Consider the following 16,087-nt stretch of genomic DNA (forward strand, 5'->3'; position numbering starts at 1 on the left):
CCCCGCTACCGGGGCAGGACCACCACGTACGCGGCCGGGTCGCGGTCCCCGGCCGCCATCAGGGCCGTACGGACCACCGCGGCCTGCTGCTCCATCGCCTCGCGGAGCTTCTTCGGGGTGAGGTGGACGACCGTGATGCCGAGCCGCTCCAGATGCTCGCGCTTGCGGGCGTACTCCGACCAGAGGGCGTCCTCGTCCTGGCGGGGCGCGCGGGTGTCCAGCTCGACGGCGACGGCCTGCTCGGGCCAGTACGCGTCCAGACCGCCCAGGTGCGGGCCGCCGGGCAGCCGGAGGTCCACGTTCCACACCGGGTCGGGCAGCCCGTGCTCGACGACCATCCGGTACAGCCGGTCCTCGGCCACCGAACGCCCCTCGGCCAGCAGCGCGTCCACCGCGTCCACCACGTGCTGCCGGGACAGCAGCCGTGCCGCCGTCAACTCCCGTACCACGGAGGCCGGTTCGCAGTGGCCGCCGCTCACCGCCTCGGTCAGCAGCCCGCGCACCTCATTGGCGTCCGTCAGCTCCGCGACCGTGTCCGCGACCGCCCGCTCCACCGGCGCCACCGGCAGCCCGCGCACCGCGCACGGCACCGGCAGGTCGGCGGTGCGCACCACCCGCACGTACCCGCTGGGCCGCAGCCGCCGGGTGCGCGGAACCAGTACGTCCACCCGCTCGGTGTCCGCCAGGGACGGCACGGCGGAGAAGCCGTACAGGGCGAGCGCGGCCGGACCGGTGAGGACCGCGTCCACGTACACCTGCCGGTGCGGCTCGCCCGCCCCCGGCTGCACCGGGACGCCCGGCGTGCTCTCCCGCGCGGTGTAGAGCAGCGCGCCGCGCAGCCGCTCCTCGGCGCTCGGGGTGCGGGAGTGCAGCAGGACGACCTGCGGAAGCAGGAACCGCCAGGGTCCCTCGGGACGGCACCGCTCGGTCAGCTCGGCCGTGGAGACCCCGTGGGCCCGGAGCTGAGCCGCCGTCAGCACGCTGCGGTGGACGTCGGGGAGGTGACGGAGGGGGCGGGGGGAGAGCGGGGTGTTGTGCGTCATGGCCCCGAGATTCCCGCACTCCGTCCCCGCTGTAACCCCTGTTACACGTCCGTCGATGAATGCGGACAAGAGGGCCCTAAAGGAGTCCCGTCCCGCTGCCGAGTAGGGACGCGTAACCCCTGGTCCGAACGGGTGCGGGCCAGGGGTTACGGGGAGGAGGGAACGGATTCCGTAACGGTGACGTACCGCCCGATCTCAGGCCAAAGCTATCCCTGAGGTCAGGTCAGGACACGGTCAGCCGGTGACCGCCGCCGCGTCGCACTCCTGCGCACGCAGCGCCCGCGCCAGGTCGTCGCGGGACTCCAGGACCAGGCGGCGCAGGGCCGGGGCCGCGTCCGCGTGCTCCGCGAGCCAGGCGTCCGCCGCCGCCAGGGTCTCCGGACGGTCCTGGTGCGAGGGGAACAGCCCCCGCACCACGTCCATGCCGATCTGGATGGACCGCTCCCGCCAGACCCGGTCGATGGCCGCGAAGTACCGCTCCGCGTACGGCGCGGTCAGCTCGCGCTGGGAGGACCGGCCGAAGCCCGCGATGGTCGCCTCCACCAGGGCGTTGGACAGGGTGTCCGACTCCACGACCTGGGCCCACGCCTGGGCCTTGACCTCGGCGGAGGGGCGGGCGGCCAGGCAGCGGACCTGGTGGCGCTTGCCGGAGGCGGTGTCGTCGCGGGCGAGTTCGGCGGCGAGGACGTCGGCGCCGGCGACGCCGTGCGCGGCCAGCGGCTCCAGGAACGCCCAGCGCAGCTCCTGGTCCACCACCAGCCCCTCCACGCTCTCGCTGCCGTCGAGCAGACCGGCCAGCAGCGCCAGGTCCTCGGGCCCGGCGGCGACGGCGGCCAGGAAGCGGGCCCAGGCGAGCTGGTGCTCGCTGCCCGGACCGGCCGCGCGCAGCTCGGTGAGCGCGCCCTCGGCGAGCGCCGCGCCGAGCGCCGTGCGCCCGTCGGGTGCCGTGTAGTGGGTGAGCGCGGAGTCGGCCCAGGCGTGCAGCATCTGGAGCACGCCGATGTCGGACTCCCGGCCCGCGAACCGCAGCACCAGATCCACGAAGTCCCGCGCGGGCAGCAGCGCGTCCCGCGTCAGGTTCCACAGCGCCGACCAGCACAGCGCGCGGGCCAGTGGGTCGGTCAGCCCGCCCAGGTGGGCGCGGAGGGTGGCCAGCGAGGTCGCGTCGAACCGGGTCTTGCAGTACGTCAGGTCGTCGTCGTTGACCAGGACCAGCGCGGGTGCCTCGGCGCCCGCCAGCTCACCGACCACCGTGCGCGGCCCGGCCACGTCCGCCTCCACGCGGGCGTACCGCTCCAGGGTGCCCTCGCCGGTCAGCCGGTACAGGCCCACCGCGATCCGGTGCGGGCGCAGCTCGGGGTGGGACTCGGGGGCGTCCTGCACCACGGCCAGCTCCGCGATCCGGCCGCCCTCGGTGTCCAGCAGCACCTGCGGGGTCAGCGAGTTGACCCCGGCGGTCTGGAGCCAGGAGCGAGCCCAGGCGCTCATGTCCCGGCCGCTGGTCTCGCCCAGCACCGACAGCAGGTCCCCGAGCCGGGTGTTGCCGTAGGCGTTGCGCTTGAAGTAGCGGCGGGCGCCCTCCAGGAAGGCGTCCTGGCCGACGTACGCCACGAGCTGCTTCAGGACGCTCGCGCCCTTGGCGTAGGTGATGCCGTCGAAGTTGAGCTTGGCGTCCTGGAGGTCCCGGATGTCGGCGGTGATCGGGTGCGTGGAGGGCAGCTGGTCCGCGCGGTACGCCCACGCCTTGCGCCGGTTGGCGAAGGTGATCCAGGCGTCGGTGAACCGGGTCGCGCCCACGTTGGCGAAGGTGCCCATGAAGTCCGCGAAGGACTCCTTCAGCCACAGGTCGTCCCACCACGTCATGGTGACGAGGTCGCCGAACCACATGTGCGCCATCTCGTGCAGGATCACGTTGGCCCGCGCCTCGTAGGACGCGCGGGTCACCTTGCCCCGGAAGATGTACTCCTCGCGGAAGGTGACCAGACCGGGGTTCTCCATCGCCCCGAGGTTGTACTCCGGCACGAACGCCTGGTCGTACTTCCCGAACGGGTACGGATAGTCGAAGTGGTCGTGGAAGAAGTCCAGCCCCTGCTTGGTGACGAGGAAGACGTCGTCCGCGTCGAAGTGCGGCGCGAGCCCCTTGCGGCACAGCGCGCCCAGCGGGATGTGCAGCGTCGTACCGTCCGGGAGGGTCCGCTCGTAGGAGTCCGTCACGTAGTGGTACGGCCCCGCGACCACGCAGGTAATGTACGTCGAGACCGGCTTCGTCTCCGCGAACCGCCAGACGCCGTCCACGAGTTCACCGGCGCCGTTGCTCCACACCGTCCAGCCCTCGGGGGCCCGCACCTCGAACCGGTACGGCGCCTTCAGGTCGGGCTGCTCGAAGTTGGCGAACACCCGCCGGGCGTCGGCCGGTTCGTACTGCGTGTAGAGGTAGACCTCGCCGTCCTCGGGATCGACGAAGCGGTGCATGCCCTCGCCGGTACGGGAGTACGCGCACCGGGCGTCCACGGTCAGCTCGTTCTCGGCGGCCAGGTCCTCCAGCGCGATCCGGGTGCCGTCGAAGACCTCGCCGGGGTCCAGGTCCTTGCCGTTGAGGGTGACGGCGGTGACCTCCGGGGCCACCAGGTCCGCGAAGCTCGCCGCGCCGGGCTCGTTGCAGCGGAACCTGATCGTGGTCACGGAGCGGAAGGTGCGCGGCCCCTCGGCGTCCTCGGTCTCCCCGACGGCCGTGCGCAGGTCCAGCGCGACCTCGTACGCCTCGACGGACAGCAGGGCGGCCCGCTCGCGGGCCTCGTCACGGGTCAGATTCTCACCGGGCACGGGCGGCACTCCCTCGGGGTCACACGGCTGGTCGGACCGGGGTCCGGCAGGGGTCCGGATGGCCCGGACCGGCACCGATCCTGCCATGCGCCCCCGGCCGGGAGCACGGGGGAATGGGCGCGGTCCGGCCGGTGTTGCCGCCGGTAAACGGCTTTTCCCAAGGAGCAGCATGTCCGAGACCGCGACCGCGTCCGGCAAGACCCCGGTGGACTTCTGGTTCGACCCCCTGTGCCCCTGGGCGTGGATGACCTCCCGCTGGGTGCTGGAGGTGGAGAAGGTCCGTGACATCGAGGTGCGCTGGCACATCATGAGCCTCGCCGTCCTGAACGAGGACCGCATCGACGAACTCCCCGAGGAGTACCGCGAGCTGCTCGCCACCAAGGCGTGGCAGCCGGTGCGCGTGGTGACCGCCGCCTGGCAGAAGCACGGTGCCGAGGTGCTCGGCCCGCTGTACACCGCGCTCGGCACCCGTATCCACAACGGCGGCGAGGGCCCGACCCTGGACGCCATCAGGGGCGCCCTCGCGGACGTGGACCTGCCCGCCGACCTGATCGACTACGCCGAGCAGAGCGACTTCGAGTTCGACGCCCAGCTGCGCGCCTCGCACAAGGAGGGCATCGAGAAGGTCGGCCAGGAGGTCGGCACCCCGGTCATCGCCGTGCCCGGCCCGGACGGCGAGCAGATCGCCTTCTTCGGCCCCGTCGTCACCCCCGCCCCCCAGGGCGAGGAGGCCGCCCGCCTGTGGGACGGCACGGTCGCGGTCGCCTCGGTCCCCGGCTTCTACGAGCTGAAGCGCACCCGCACCAAGGGCCCGGACTTCAGCAACCTCTGAGCCCCCCGGCCCCGGCCCCTTCCGGTACCCGGTACGGCGGAAGCCCCCGCGAGTCACTTCCTCGCGGGGGCTTCCCCTTTTTCATCCGCCCGCCCGCGCGAAGGTTGAGAAGACGATCACGAGGCGGGACGCTTCAGGCTCGATGATCCCGGGACTGACGGGAGCCGGCGCCGCGTAGTCGTACGGCAGGTCGGGCAGCGTGTGGACGGGCATCGCCGGTGCTCCCTCCGGACCTTGTTGCACATGGATTGCAACTACACGCTAGCAACAAAAGGCGCCGGTGTCCGCACCTCGTGCTCCGCGCGCCACAGCCCGGCCGTGACCGGTATCACGCAGGGGCGGGTGTGAGGCGCCCGCTTTGTGCGGAGCCCACCAGGGCCCGCGCGCCCCTTTGTCGGGCGCTGACGGTGATCGGCCCCGGCGGGCCGGTATAGCGTCGCGGTGTCCCCGCCTGGCCTCACACCGTGGAGTCCTCATGAGCACCGCCACCGCCGCCGTCCGCCCCGGCACCGTCCTCGCCGACCTGCTGCCCGCCTCGCGGGTGCGTGACGCCGCCCTGGTGCTCGGCGGCGCCGCCCTCACCGGCCTCGCGGCCCAGATCGCGGTGCCCGTGCCCGGCTCCCCGGTGCCGGTGACCGGCCAGACCTTCGCCGCGCTGCTCGTCGGCACCGCGCTCGGCGCCCGGCGCGGCGTGGCCTCCCTCGCGCTGTACGCCGTCGCCGGTGTGCTCGGCGTGCCGTGGTTCACCGGCGGTGCCTCCGGCGCGGGCGCGGTGTCCTTCGGCTACGTCCTCGGCATGGTGCTCGCCGCCGCCCTGGTGGGCGCGCTGGCCCGGCGCGGCGCCGACCGCTCCCCGCTGCGCATGGCCGGGACGATGCTGCTGGGCGAGGCCGTGATCTACGCGGTCGGCGTGCCGTACCTCGCGGTCGCCGCCCACCTGTCCTTCTCCGCCGCCCTCGCCGCCGGACTCGTGCCGTTCCTCGTCGGCGACGCCGTCAAGGCCGCCCTGGCGATGGGCGCGCTGCCCACCGCGTGGAAGCTCACCGGCAGGCGCTGACCGCCATACACCTCCGTGCACGCTTCCGTGCACGCCGAACGGCCCGGTGAAGGGGACTCCTTCACCGGGCCGTTCGCGTACACCGGGGCCGGGGCGGGCCGGGCCGGTCAGGCGCTGGGCACCTTCGCCGCCGCGTCCTCCGTCCCCGCCAAGCCCTCCGTGCCCCCGGTGGCGGACACGGTCCCGCGCCGCCGGGCCACCGCCTGCTTCACGAAGGCCGTCGCCACCACGACCGCCGCGACCAGCAGGGAGAGCAGCACGGTCGTACGGCCGCTGCTCTCGCCCTCGGTGTCGGTGAGCATGTAGCCGAGCACGAAGACGATCAGCGCGGCCGTCGCCCAGGTCAGATACGGGTACAGCCACATCCTCACGACCAGCTTCTCCGGCGCCTCGCGCTGGATGATCTTCCGCATCCGGAGCTGGGAGAAGCAGATCACCAGCCACACGAACAGGGCGACCGCGCCCGAGGAGTTCACCAGGAACAGGAAGACCGTCGTCGGGAACTCGTAGTCGAAGAAGACGGCGACGAAGCCGAAGACGACCGAGGCGAGGATCGCCGTCACCGGCACGCCCCGCCCGGAGGTCCGGGCGAACGCCTTCGGCGCGTCCCCGCGCTGCCCCAGCGAGAACGCCATCCGGGACGCGGTGTAGAGGCCGGAGTTGAGGCAGGACAGCACCGAGGTCAGCACGATGACGTTCATGATCTGCCCGGCGTGCGCGATGCCGAGCGAGTCCAGCGCGGCGACGTACGAGCCCTTCTTCGCGATGGAGGCGTCGTCCCACGGCACCAGGGAGACCACGATCAGGATCGAGCCCAGGTAGAAGACGCCGATGCGCCAGATGATGCTGTTGGTGGACTTGGTGACCGCGCGCCTCGGGTCCTCGGACTCACCGGCCGCCAGGGTGGCGATCTCGCTGCCCATGAAGGAGAAGACGACCAGCAGCACACCGGTGAGGATCGCGCCGGGCCCGTGCGGCAGGAACCCGCCGTGTCCGGTCAGGTTGGCGAAGGTCGCGCCGTCGGTCCGCGCGCCCGGCAGCACGCCCGCGATCGCCAGGGCGCCGATCACGATGAACGCGCCGATCGCCACCACCTTGATCCCGGCGAACCAGAACTCGAACTCGCCGTAGGAGCCGACCGACGCCAGGTTGGTGGCGGTCAGCACGATCATCACGAGGAGCGCCCAGCCCCACTGCGGGACGGCTGGTATCCACCCTTCCAGGATCTTCGCGCCCGCCGTCGCCTCGACGGCCAGCACCACGACCCAGAAGAACCAGTACAGCCAGCCGATGGAGAACCCGGCCCAGCGGCCGAGCGCCCGGTCGGCGTGCGCGGAGAACGAACCCGAGGTCGGGTTCGCGGCGGACATCTCACCGAGCATCCGCATCACCAGCACCACGAGCGTGCCGACGAGGGCGTACGACAGCAGGATGCCGGGCCCGGCGGCGGCGATGCCGGAGCTGGAGGCGACGAACAGACCGGCGCCGATCACCCCGCCGATGGCGATCATCGACAGATGGCGGTTCTTCAGCCCCGCCCGCAGGCCGGAACCGGGGTCCGTGGGGGTCCCAGAGGTCATGGACGGATTTCCTTCACGCGGGGGACAGAGGGCGGACAACAGGGGACGAACGACGTGCGCGGGGGCACGGGACACGGCCCGCGCACCGCCCGCACCCGGGGCTGCTGCCCCCACAGCGACGTGTCACACTCGTGCCATGCGCGTGTATCTCGGCTCCGACCATGCGGGCTACGAACTGAAGAACCACCTCGTCGAGTGGCTCAAGGCGGCGGGGCACGAGCCCCACGACTGCGGCCCCCACGTCTACGACGCCCAGGACGACTACCCGCCCTTCTGCCTGCGCGCCGCTGAGCGCACCGCCGCCGACCCCGGTGCCCTCGGCATCGTGATCGGCGGCTCCGGCAACGGCGAGCAGATCGCCGCCAACAAGGTCGAGGGCGTCCGGGCCGCCCTCGCCTGGAGCGAGGAGACCGCCTCGCTCGGCCGGCAGCACAACGACGCCAACGTGGTCGCCGTCGGCGCCCGCATGCACAGCACCGAGGAGGCGACCAGGTTCGTCGAGGTCTTCCTCGGCACCCCGTTCTCCGACGAGGAGCGGCACGTCCGCCGCATCGACATGCTCAGCGCCTACGAGACCACCGGCGAACTGCCCCCCGTCCCGGCGCACCACCCGCAGCAGGACTGACCGCCCACGGCCCGGCGGGCCCCGACCCGGGCCCGCCGCGCCGGGCAGAGAAGGAACCGCACCGTGCCAGAGGGGCACACGATCCACCGGCTGGCCCAGGACTACGCCGCCCGCTTCCAGGGCACCGCACCCCGGGTCACCAGCCCCCAGGGCAAGTTCTCCGACGCCGCCGCCCTCCTCGACGGCGCCGAACTCACCGCCACCGAGGCGCACGGCAAACACCTCTTCCTGCGGTTCCGCACCGACGACTGGGTACACATCCACCTCGGCCTGTTCGGCAAGGTCGGCTTCGGCGCCGCCCCCGCGCCCCCGCCCACCGACACCGTCCGGCTCCGCCTCGCCACCGACGCCGCCCACGTCGATCTGCGCGGCCCCACCACCTGCGCCCTGATCACCCCGGACGACAAGCGCGCGATACACGCCCGGCTCGGCCCCGACCCGCTGCGCCAGGACGCCGACCCGGCCGCCGCGTACGCCCGGATCGGCCGCAGCCGCAGCACGGTCGCCGCGCTGCTCATGGACCAGAAGGTCATCGCGGGCGTCGGCAACGTCTACCGCGCCGAAGTCCTGTTCCGGCACGGCATCGACCCCTACCGCGCCGGGCGCGACCTCACCCCGGCCGAATGGGACGCGGTCTGGGCCGACCTCGTCGCCCTGATGCGCGAGGGCGTCCGGCACAACCGCATCGACACCGTGCGCCCCGAACACACCCCCGAGGCGATGGGCCGCCCGCCCCGCAAGGACGACCACGGCGGCGAGGTGTACGTCTACCGGCGCGCGAACCTGCCCTGCCTGCTCTGCGGCACCGGCGTCCGCACGGCCGAGCTCGCCGCCCGCAACCTCTTCTGGTGCCCCGCCTGCCAGCGGAACTGACCTCCCCGGCGGCACGGGCGGCCCCCGGGCACCGGACCGGCCCGCCCGCCGCTCAGAACCCGTGCGGCAGCCACGGTGCCCGGACCGACCCGAACGCCACCGACGCCTCCGCCAGCGCACCCGGCCGCAGCTCCCGCACCCGCCCGGCCGACGCCAGCGCGGCGAGGCTCGTACCGCCCAGGTAGGCCGCCCCCAACTCCCTCGCGGAGAGCGCCAGTTCGGGCGCGTCCCCGGTGCGCTCGCAGACCGCGCCCTTCGCGTCGCCCGACAGCCGCCAACTCCCCGCGTTCCAGGGGCAGAAGTCGTCCTCCACCGCCAACACCACATCCACCGGCGCCTGATACGTCCGCGCGGCCAGCGCCGCCCCCACGTCCACCAGCCGGACGTATCCCGAGTCCGACAGACGCGGCAGACAGCGCCGGGTGTCGGAGACCAGGTGCTGCCACGCGTCGTCCACCGGGCGCCGCCGCACGACCAGCTTCGACATCAGGTCGATGCCGAACAGGAACCGCCACAACGCGGCCCCGCTCGCCGGGTCCAGCGCGTCCAGGTCCTCCAGCGTCACCGTGCCGTCGTGCCCCGACGGACCCCAGCCGACCTTCGTACGGAACCGGGCGTACCCGGTGACCTCGCCGTCGCGCTCCGCGACCACGCACTGGAGCGCCGACGCCCCGTCCCGGTGGATCTCCGGGTCCAGCACCACCGCCCGCTCCCAGCCGGGCCGCCGGACCAGCAGGCCGGGCCGGGTGGGCACCAGCGCCGCGTACACCGCCTCGCACTCCGGCAGCGCGGCGACCGGGTCCGCGTACCGCAGCCGTACCGCGTCCGTGCCCGGCGGCACCGCCAGGGTCACCCGGCCGGTGTCGATCTCGGCGGAGACCTTCGCGGTCGCCGCGCCGTACCCGAAACGCCCGTAGATCGCGGGCTCCGAGGCCAGCAGCACCGCCAGCGGCTCACCGCGCCCGCGCGCGTCGTCCAGCAGGCGCCGCATCATCGCGGTCAGCACCCCGCGCCGCCGGTGCGTCGCCGCCACGCTCACCATCGTCACGCCCGCCGCCGGGACCGGGGCGCCGCCCGGCACCGTGATCCGGAACGAGAACGCCCCGGATGTCCCCACGCACAGCTCCCCGTCCCAGGCGCCCAGCGAGCGGTCGCACTCGGTCAGCGACCGGTCCAGCTCCCGTTCCTCCTCCGACACCGGCCCCGCGCCGAACGCCCGCACCAGATTCCCCCACCAGCCGTCCCACTGTTCCGGCCGCAGTTCCCGCAGTTCGACCCTCGGCTCATCGCTCATACGACATGGCTACCAGGGGCGCGGAAAGCCGGGCCAGCCAATTTCGGCCGGACGCCCCCGCTCCGCCCCCGCATGCCGTTGACTGTGAGACGGACCGGGAGCGACCCCCTCCCGCCGTCCCTTCCGGCGGACAAGTGGGACCTCCCGTGCCAAGCGGCCGGTCCGATGGATAGGGTCCCGATCGATGGCAGCAGGACGAGAGCGGCGCGCGAAGGCCGACACGTTCACGGCCCGGTGCAGAATGCAGTGGCACCGGGTCCGCGTCGCGCTGCGCAGAAGCGCCGTGGACTACTTCCGCGGCGACGGCTCCGACTGGGTCGCCTTCGTCGGCCTGCTGCTCACCGTCCCGCTGCTCGCCGCCGTCACGATGGCCAACTCGGTGTGGTGCTCACCGGCCACCCTGGTGCTCCCGATCGTCGCGGGCGGGCTGCTGCTCCGCCCGGCCAGCCTGCTCGGCCTCTACGCCACCGCCGCCACCGCGCTCATCGTGGAATCGGTACGGCTCGGCCCGTACACCGAGGGCCCCTCGCGGGTCACCCCCGGTGTCGTCCTGGTCGTCGCCGCCTGCGGTTTCTTCGGACTGCTCACCGCCCAGTTCCGCAGCCGGGTCGGCGTGCCCTGGCGGCGCGGCGGCACCATGCTGTTCGACCTGCGCGAACGCATCCGCGTGCAGAGCGCCCTGCCCAAGCTGCCGCCGGGCTGGCACCACGAGATGGCACTCCGCCCGGCGGGCGGCCAGTCCTTCTCCGGGGACTTCGTCGTCGCCGCCCGCACCCACGGCGAACGCACCCTCGAGGTCGTCCTCACCGACGTCTCCGGCAAGGGCATGGACGCCGCCTCCCGCGCCCTGCTGCTGTCCGGCGCCTTTGGCGGGCTGCTCGGCTCGCTGCCCCCGCACGCCTTCCTCACCGCCGCCAACGGCTATCTGCTCCGCCAGGACTGGGAGGAGGGGTTCGCCACCTCCATCCACCTCGTCCTCGACCTCGACTCCGGGGACTACGAGCTGTACTCGGCGGGCCATCCGCCGGGGCTCCAGCTCAGCTCGGGCAGCGGACGCTGGGAGGAGAAGTCCGCCGACGGCCCCCTCCTCGGCGTATACGACGGCGCCCAGTTCGACTCCGTGAAGGGCTCGCTGCGCCCCGGCGACGTGCTGATGCTCTTCACCGACGGCCTGGTGGAGACCGCCGAACGGGACATCGTCGAAGGCATCGACCGGCTCACCGGCGAGGCCGACCGCTATGTCGCGGGCGGTTTCCACGGCGCCGCCTGGCACCTCATCGAGGCCGTCGCCAAGGACGTCAACGACGACCGCGCCCTGCTGCTCATCTGCCGCGAGGCGTCCGCCCCGTCCGCCCGCTGACAACTCCCGCCCCCGTGGCGGACACTGGGCCGATGACCGACGTACCGCCCCGCCTGACCCTCACCGAGGTCGAGGCCCTCGCCCGTGCCGCCCACGAGGGGCAGACCGACAAGGCGGGCCGCCCCTACGCCGAACACCTCGCCGCCGTCGCCGAAGGCGTCCGCGCCCGAGGCGGCGACCCCGACCAGATCGCCGCCGCCTGGCTGCACGACGCCGTCGAGGACGACGCGCTCTCCGCCGCCCGGCTCGCCGCGGCCGCCCTCTCCGACCGTACGAAGGCCATCGTCCTCGCCCTCACCGGACACCCCGGGGAGCAGCCCGAGGCGTACGCCGCCCGCATCCTCGCCACACCGGGCGCCCCGCTGGTCAAGGAGGCCGACCTCGCCCACAACGCCGACCCCGCCCGGCTGGCCGTACTCGACGGGCCGACCCGGAAACGGCTGACGGAGAAGTACGCGCGGATGCGCGGACTTCTCCGTCAGTGAGCCGTGTCCCCGGTGGGCCGGGGTGTCAGACCCCGGCCTTCTCTCGCTCGGGCTCCCGCTGCTGCCGCCCACGGGCCACCTCGGCGGCGTCCTCGCGGAAGATCCAGTCCACCTTGGGCTCCATAGCGAAGCGGAACACCCGCTGGACCGGCTTGGTGCACAGCAGGGTGACCATCAGGGCCGCGCCCACCGAGACCACCACGAGACCCAGCACCCCGGAGTCCTCGGCCAGGTCGAAACCGCCCGCGTATCCGGTGCTCTTCACCACGAACCCGTGCAGCAGGTAGCCGTACAGCGTGCCGCCGCCCAGCGCCGTGAACCACATCCGGCGCCCCGGCACCCAGGCAAGGAAGCACGCGGTGAGCACCACCGAGCAGCCGAACATGGCCAGCGACATCACCGGCCCCGCCCACCACGGCGCGCCCAGGTCCTGCGCGGAACCCTGCCGGTAGAACCAGCTGCCGTTCATGCGCGGCACCGTCCACCAGGCGACGAACAGCGCCACCGCGACCACCGGCACCGACAGCGCCCGCGCCCGCCACCGCCGTACGAGCGAGAAGTGCTCCGGCTTGAGACACAGACCGAGCACGAAGCAGGGCAGGAACTGCACGACCCGGCCCAGGTCCAGCGACCCGTCCACGCCCGGCGCGATCGAACCGCACACCGCGATGCCCAGCGCGATCGGCAGCGGCCAGCGGACCATCTTCCAGATCGGGGTCGTCAGGCGCCAGATGAACAGCGCGCACAGGAACCACGTCAGGTAGTACGGGATGAACAGATTCAGCGTCAGTTCCGCGCCGCCCGCGTAGTGCCGGAACAGCGAGTAGGCGAGCTGGAAGATCAGGTACGGCACCACGACGCTGGTGAGCAGCCGCTTCAGCTTGGCCGGGCGGAGGTCGAAATTCCGCGAGAAGTAGCCGGAGATGATGATGAACGCCGGCATGTGGAAGGTGTAGACGAAGTTGTAGAGCCCCTCGACGACCCGGTGGTCGCTCTTGACCGCCGCCCAGGTGTGCCCGAGCGCCACCAGGACGATCGCCAGGTACTTGGCGTTGTCGAAGAAGGCGTCGCGCTGGCCGCCCGATGGTCTGGCTCCGGCGGCGGACGGTGGTTCACCGGTCCGCGCCGGGACACGGGGTTCGGGCACTCCGTCGGCCGGCTGCTGTGCCGGGGGGAGCGGCCTGCGGTTCTGGCCGTGGGGGGAGGCGGCGTCAAACATCTCAGGCACCCTAACGTCGAGAGTGGGATTCCGTAAAACCCCCGCGGTCATTCCTGGTTATCACGATCGGATACCCCGGCATTAGCGCGGCGTGCCTCCGCTGTTCGCGTGATGATGGGAACATCCGGGTCCCGCGTTCACCCTCGATGTACCGATTCATCCTGACTAATTGGGTCATTTGCCAGTGGTGCACAGGTAATTGCAATTACCTGTGCGCGGGATGTGTGGACAACGAAACCAACGCCGCCGGGGACACGTTCCGCGACATCGCCGCCGACCGGCGCCGGGTGTCCCGAATTGCCGCACCCGTCCCGGCCGGTGCCCTCCTCCCCGCCCACGTTCCGTCATGACCCGCATAGGAGGGGCTGGTTGGTGGCACGATGTCTCTGGCGGAGGTACCTGGCCGTACCTCCGGGCCGGGAGAGCGGACCGACCGAGGGTGTGATCAGTTGTGGCCATATCGCTGTCCGTGGTGGTGCTGTTGGCGGTCATCCTTGTCGTCCTGATGCGGGGAGGGAGCATCAAGGCTGGCCCCGCCATCGTGGCGATGCTCTTCGGCTTCTTCCTCGCGTCGAGCGGCATGGCACCGTCCATCCAGCGCTTCCTGAACTCGATAGCGGAGATGATCAACTCCATCAAGTTCTGAGGAACGCGGTACCCGAGAACGCCGGAAGGCCCCGTGGCGAGACGAGTCTCACCACGGGGCCTTCCGTGTCGGAGCGGGCGACGGGAATCGAACCCGCGTAGCTAGTTTGGAAGACTAGGGCTCTACCATTGAGCTACGCCCGCACGCACACCGGTACGCAGGGCGACCGGGGCACTGCGCAGCATCGTAGCGGGTCGCCCGGCGCGGAGGCGAACGAGCCGCCCCGGCGGAGGCGGAGAGCCTTCCCCCGCGGAGGCGGACGGGTCGTGGCGTGGCCCGGTGGAGCGGCCGACGGACCGCTGCCGGGCATGTACCCTACGTGTCGCACCAGACGGGGTGTGGCGCAGCTTGGTAGCGCGTCCGCTTTGGGAGCGGAAGGCCGTGGGTTCAAATCCCGCCACCCCGACCACCCGGCCCCCGGGCGTCCGCGGACGGCCGCCTTTTGGGACGCCGACCGCCTGCGGCTACTATGCAAGCTGCGCGCCCGTGTGTCCCGGCCCACCCCGGCCGGTGAACTCCTCCGGGCAGCTGATCCGCCGGTCCTTTCGTGGTGCCGGTGAACCCCGAGAAGTCAGCCACAAGGAGACCGAACCGTGAAGAGCGCCGTGGAGACCCTGAACCCGACTCGGGTTCGGCTCACTGTCGAGGTGCCCTTCGAGGAGCTCAAGGACAGCCTCGACGCGGCGTACAGCAAGATCAACCAGCAGGTCACGGTGAAGGGCTTCCGCAAGGGCAAGATCCCCGCCCGCGTCATCGACCAGCGGTTCGGCCGCGGTGCGGTGCTGGAGGAGGCCGTCAACGACGCGCTCCCGAAGTTCTACACCGAGGCCGTCAACGAGGCGGAGCTGAGCCCGCTCGGCCAGCCCGACGTGGACATCACGGAGCTGAAGGACGGCGAGACGCTGAACTTCACCGCCGAGGTGGACGTGCGCCCGGCCCTGGAGATCCCCGACTACTCGGGCATCGAGGTCGAGGTGGACGCCGTCGAGGTCACCGACGAGGACATCGACAAGTCGGTCGAGCAGCTCCGCGAGCGCTTCGCCTCCACCTCCCCGGTGGAGCGTGCCGCCGAGGACGGCGACGTCGTCACCATCGACCTCGAGGCCAAGGTGGACGGCGAGGTGCTGGAGGACGGCATCGCCGACGGCGTCTCCTACACCATCGGTTCCGGCGAGCTGCTCGACGGCATCGACGAGGCCGTCAAGGGCAAGTCCGCGGGCGAGGAGGCGGTCTTCACCTCCGAGCTGAAGGGCGGCTCCGCCGCGGGCAAGGAGGCCGAGGTCACCGTCAAGGTCGGCCAGGTCGCCGCCCGTGAACTGCCCGCGCTGGACGACGACTTCGCGCAGCTGGCCTCCGAGTTCGACACGCTGGACGAGCTGCGGGCCGACAGCGCCAAGCGGCTCGCCGACATGAAGAAGTACGACCAGGCCACCCAGGCCCAGGAGCGCGTCCTCGACAAGCTCCTCGAACTGGTCGAGATCCCGGTCCCCGAGAAGCTCCTCGAGGACGAGATCGGCACCCGCAAGCACAACCTGGAGCACCACCAGCTCGGGCAGATGGGGCTCACCCTCGACAAGTACCTGGAGATCCAGGGCAAGACCGCCGAGGAGTTCGAGACCGAGACCCGCGACGCGGCGGTCAAGGGCATCAAGACCCAGTTCGTCCTGGACGAGCTGGTGAAGAAGGAGAACCTCAACGTCAACCAGGAGGAGCTCACCGAGCACCTCATGCGGCGTGCGGCATCCTCCGGCATGTCCCCCGACCAGTTCGCCCAGGCCGTCGTCGAGGGCGGCCAGGTTCCGCTGCTCGTCGGCGAGGTCGCCCGCGGCAAGGCCCTGGCCGTCGTGGTCGAGGCCGCCTCGGTCAAGGACACCAACGGCGAGGTCGTGGACCTCGACGACGAGGACGAGGAGACGGAGGCCGCCGAGGCGTCCGACTCCACCGAGGAGACCACCGGCGCCTGACCAGGCCCGTAGGCGGGCCCCCTGGGAATTCCCAGGGGGCCCGCGCCCGTCTGGGGGCGCGCCCGAACGGGGCGCGGGGAACGGCGCGCGCGGCCACGCCCCGGCCCGCACCCGCCCGGCGTGGCCGGTCACCCCACCCGCCCCACGCGTCCCACAGACCCCACCTCGCTACGCCCCCGGCGAACACTCCCATCTCCGGGATTCCCCGAAGGGACCTGCGCGTTAGGGTCCATGAATACGAGGGCAGGGGAGTCCCCTGAAGCCCCCGGCTGGACCTAGCAGGACC

The 16,087-nt window shown here is 72.1% G+C and carries 14 protein-coding genes and 2 tRNA genes; 9 read left to right on the forward strand and 7 right to left on the reverse strand.

Annotated elements, in window-relative coordinates; translation table 11 throughout:
- Nucleotides 1-5: 5 nt before the first annotated feature.
- Nucleotides 6-1,043, reverse strand: a complete 1,038-nt coding sequence (locus tag KUM39_RS19465; RefSeq protein ID WP_217786995.1) for a hypothetical protein — start codon at nucleotides 1,041-1,043, stop codon at nucleotides 6-8.
- Between the two features lie 234 nt (nucleotides 1,044-1,277).
- On the reverse strand, nucleotides 1,278-3,866 hold the full coding sequence (gene pepN / locus KUM39_RS19470; protein WP_217786997.1) for an aminopeptidase N: 2,589 nt from the start codon (nucleotides 3,864-3,866) through the stop codon (nucleotides 1,278-1,280).
- 169 nt (nucleotides 3,867-4,035) lie between these two features.
- Between pepN and KUM39_RS19475 the strand changes: the two genes are divergently transcribed.
- A complete protein-coding gene (locus KUM39_RS19475; protein WP_217786998.1) occupies nucleotides 4,036-4,698 on the forward strand; it encodes a mycothiol-dependent nitroreductase Rv2466c family protein in 663 nt (220 codons plus the stop codon).
- A gap of 81 nt (nucleotides 4,699-4,779) precedes the next feature.
- On the opposite strand, the gene KUM39_RS28820 is transcribed toward KUM39_RS19475, so the two are convergent.
- Complete coding sequence (locus tag KUM39_RS28820; RefSeq protein ID WP_281425727.1) at nucleotides 4,780-4,911, reverse strand: hypothetical protein; 132 nt, start codon at nucleotides 4,909-4,911, stop codon at nucleotides 4,780-4,782.
- A gap of 262 nt (nucleotides 4,912-5,173) precedes the next feature.
- On the opposite strand from KUM39_RS28820, the gene KUM39_RS19485 reads away from it, so the two are divergent.
- The gene (locus KUM39_RS19485) at nucleotides 5,174-5,755 is read left to right on the forward strand and encodes a biotin transporter BioY (protein ID WP_217787000.1); all 582 of its coding nucleotides are present in this window, start codon (nucleotides 5,174-5,176) and stop codon (nucleotides 5,753-5,755) included.
- Nucleotides 5,756-5,862: 107 nt separating this feature from the next.
- Here the strand turns inward: KUM39_RS19485 and KUM39_RS19490 are convergent, their stop codons facing one another.
- On the reverse strand, nucleotides 5,863-7,335 hold the full coding sequence (locus KUM39_RS19490; RefSeq protein ID WP_217787002.1) for an amino acid permease: 1,473 nt from the start codon (nucleotides 7,333-7,335) through the stop codon (nucleotides 5,863-5,865).
- Between the two features lie 136 nt (nucleotides 7,336-7,471).
- Here KUM39_RS19490 and KUM39_RS19495 point away from each other — a divergent pair, with 136 nt between their 5' ends.
- Both KUM39_RS19495 and KUM39_RS19500 read left to right on the forward strand, forming a co-directional pair.
- Nucleotides 7,472-7,960, forward strand: coding sequence for a ribose-5-phosphate isomerase (locus KUM39_RS19495; protein ID WP_217787004.1), 489 nt, complete (start codon nucleotides 7,472-7,474; stop codon nucleotides 7,958-7,960).
- Nucleotides 7,961-8,023: 63 nt separating this feature from the next.
- The gene (locus KUM39_RS19500; RefSeq protein ID WP_217787006.1) at nucleotides 8,024-8,833 is read left to right on the forward strand and encodes an Fpg/Nei family DNA glycosylase; all 810 of its coding nucleotides are present in this window, start codon (nucleotides 8,024-8,026) and stop codon (nucleotides 8,831-8,833) included.
- A gap of 52 nt (nucleotides 8,834-8,885) precedes the next feature.
- On the opposite strand, the gene KUM39_RS19505 is transcribed toward KUM39_RS19500, so the two are convergent.
- Complete coding sequence (locus tag KUM39_RS19505; RefSeq protein ID WP_217787008.1) at nucleotides 8,886-10,127, reverse strand: GNAT family N-acetyltransferase; 1,242 nt, start codon at nucleotides 10,125-10,127, stop codon at nucleotides 8,886-8,888.
- Between the two features lie 184 nt (nucleotides 10,128-10,311).
- Here KUM39_RS19505 and KUM39_RS19510 point away from each other — a divergent pair, with 184 nt between their 5' ends.
- Both KUM39_RS19510 and KUM39_RS19515 read left to right on the forward strand, forming a co-directional pair.
- Nucleotides 10,312-11,487 carry a PP2C family protein-serine/threonine phosphatase gene (locus KUM39_RS19510; RefSeq protein ID WP_217787010.1) on the forward strand — a complete coding sequence of 392 codons (1,176 nt, stop codon included), beginning with the start codon at nucleotides 10,312-10,314 and terminating at the stop codon, nucleotides 11,485-11,487.
- Between the two features lie 32 nt (nucleotides 11,488-11,519).
- The gene (locus KUM39_RS19515) at nucleotides 11,520-11,972 is read left to right on the forward strand and encodes an HD domain-containing protein (protein WP_217787011.1); all 453 of its coding nucleotides are present in this window, start codon (nucleotides 11,520-11,522) and stop codon (nucleotides 11,970-11,972) included.
- Between the two features lie 25 nt (nucleotides 11,973-11,997).
- Here the strand turns inward: KUM39_RS19515 and KUM39_RS19520 are convergent, their stop codons facing one another.
- On the reverse strand, nucleotides 11,998-13,191 hold the full coding sequence (locus KUM39_RS19520; RefSeq protein WP_217787013.1) for an acyltransferase family protein: 1,194 nt from the start codon (nucleotides 13,189-13,191) through the stop codon (nucleotides 11,998-12,000).
- 451 nt (nucleotides 13,192-13,642) lie between these two features.
- Here KUM39_RS19520 and KUM39_RS19525 point away from each other — a divergent pair, with 451 nt between their 5' ends.
- The gene (locus KUM39_RS19525; protein ID WP_217787015.1) at nucleotides 13,643-13,837 is read left to right on the forward strand and encodes a hypothetical protein; all 195 of its coding nucleotides are present in this window, start codon (nucleotides 13,643-13,645) and stop codon (nucleotides 13,835-13,837) included.
- 72 nt (nucleotides 13,838-13,909) lie between these two features.
- Here the strand turns inward: KUM39_RS19525 and KUM39_RS19530 are convergent.
- Nucleotides 13,910-13,980: transfer RNA gene (locus tag KUM39_RS19530), tRNA-Gly, on the reverse strand.
- 189 nt (nucleotides 13,981-14,169) lie between these two features.
- Between KUM39_RS19530 and KUM39_RS19535 the strand changes: the two genes are divergently transcribed.
- Nucleotides 14,170-14,246: transfer RNA gene (locus KUM39_RS19535), tRNA-Pro, on the forward strand.
- 184 nt (nucleotides 14,247-14,430) lie between these two features.
- A complete protein-coding gene (gene tig / locus KUM39_RS19540) occupies nucleotides 14,431-15,801 on the forward strand; it encodes a trigger factor (protein ID WP_217787017.1) in 1,371 nt (456 codons plus the stop codon).
- Nucleotides 15,802-16,087 lie beyond the last annotated feature (286 nt).

This window comes from Streptomyces corallincola (assembly GCF_019104725.1).
Taxonomy (GTDB): domain Bacteria; phylum Actinomycetota; class Actinomycetes; order Streptomycetales; family Streptomycetaceae; genus Streptomyces; species Streptomyces corallincola.

Excerpts from the sequence above, each read along its gene's own strand:
- KUM39_RS19465 (WP_217786995.1), bottom strand. The coding sequence starts at position 1,043 with ATGACGCACAACACCCCGCTCTCCCCCCGCCCCCTCCGTCACCTCCCC.
- KUM39_RS19475 (WP_217786998.1), top strand. The coding sequence starts at position 4,036 with ATGTCCGAGACCGCGACCGCGTCCGGCAAGACCCCGGTGGACTTCTGG.
- KUM39_RS28820 (WP_281425727.1), bottom strand. The coding sequence starts at position 4,911 with ATGCCCGTCCACACGCTGCCCGACCTGCCGTACGACTACGCGGCGCCG.
- KUM39_RS19485 (WP_217787000.1), top strand. The coding sequence starts at position 5,174 with ATGAGCACCGCCACCGCCGCCGTCCGCCCCGGCACCGTCCTCGCCGAC.
- KUM39_RS19490 (WP_217787002.1), bottom strand. The coding sequence starts at position 7,335 with ATGACCTCTGGGACCCCCACGGACCCCGGTTCCGGCCTGCGGGCGGGG.
- KUM39_RS19495 (WP_217787004.1), top strand. The coding sequence starts at position 7,472 with ATGCGCGTGTATCTCGGCTCCGACCATGCGGGCTACGAACTGAAGAAC.
- KUM39_RS19505 (WP_217787008.1), bottom strand. The coding sequence starts at position 10,127 with ATGAGCGATGAGCCGAGGGTCGAACTGCGGGAACTGCGGCCGGAACAG.
- KUM39_RS19510 (WP_217787010.1), top strand. The coding sequence starts at position 10,312 with ATGGCAGCAGGACGAGAGCGGCGCGCGAAGGCCGACACGTTCACGGCC.
- KUM39_RS19515 (WP_217787011.1), top strand. The coding sequence starts at position 11,520 with ATGACCGACGTACCGCCCCGCCTGACCCTCACCGAGGTCGAGGCCCTC.
- KUM39_RS19520 (WP_217787013.1), bottom strand. The coding sequence starts at position 13,191 with ATGTTTGACGCCGCCTCCCCCCACGGCCAGAACCGCAGGCCGCTCCCC.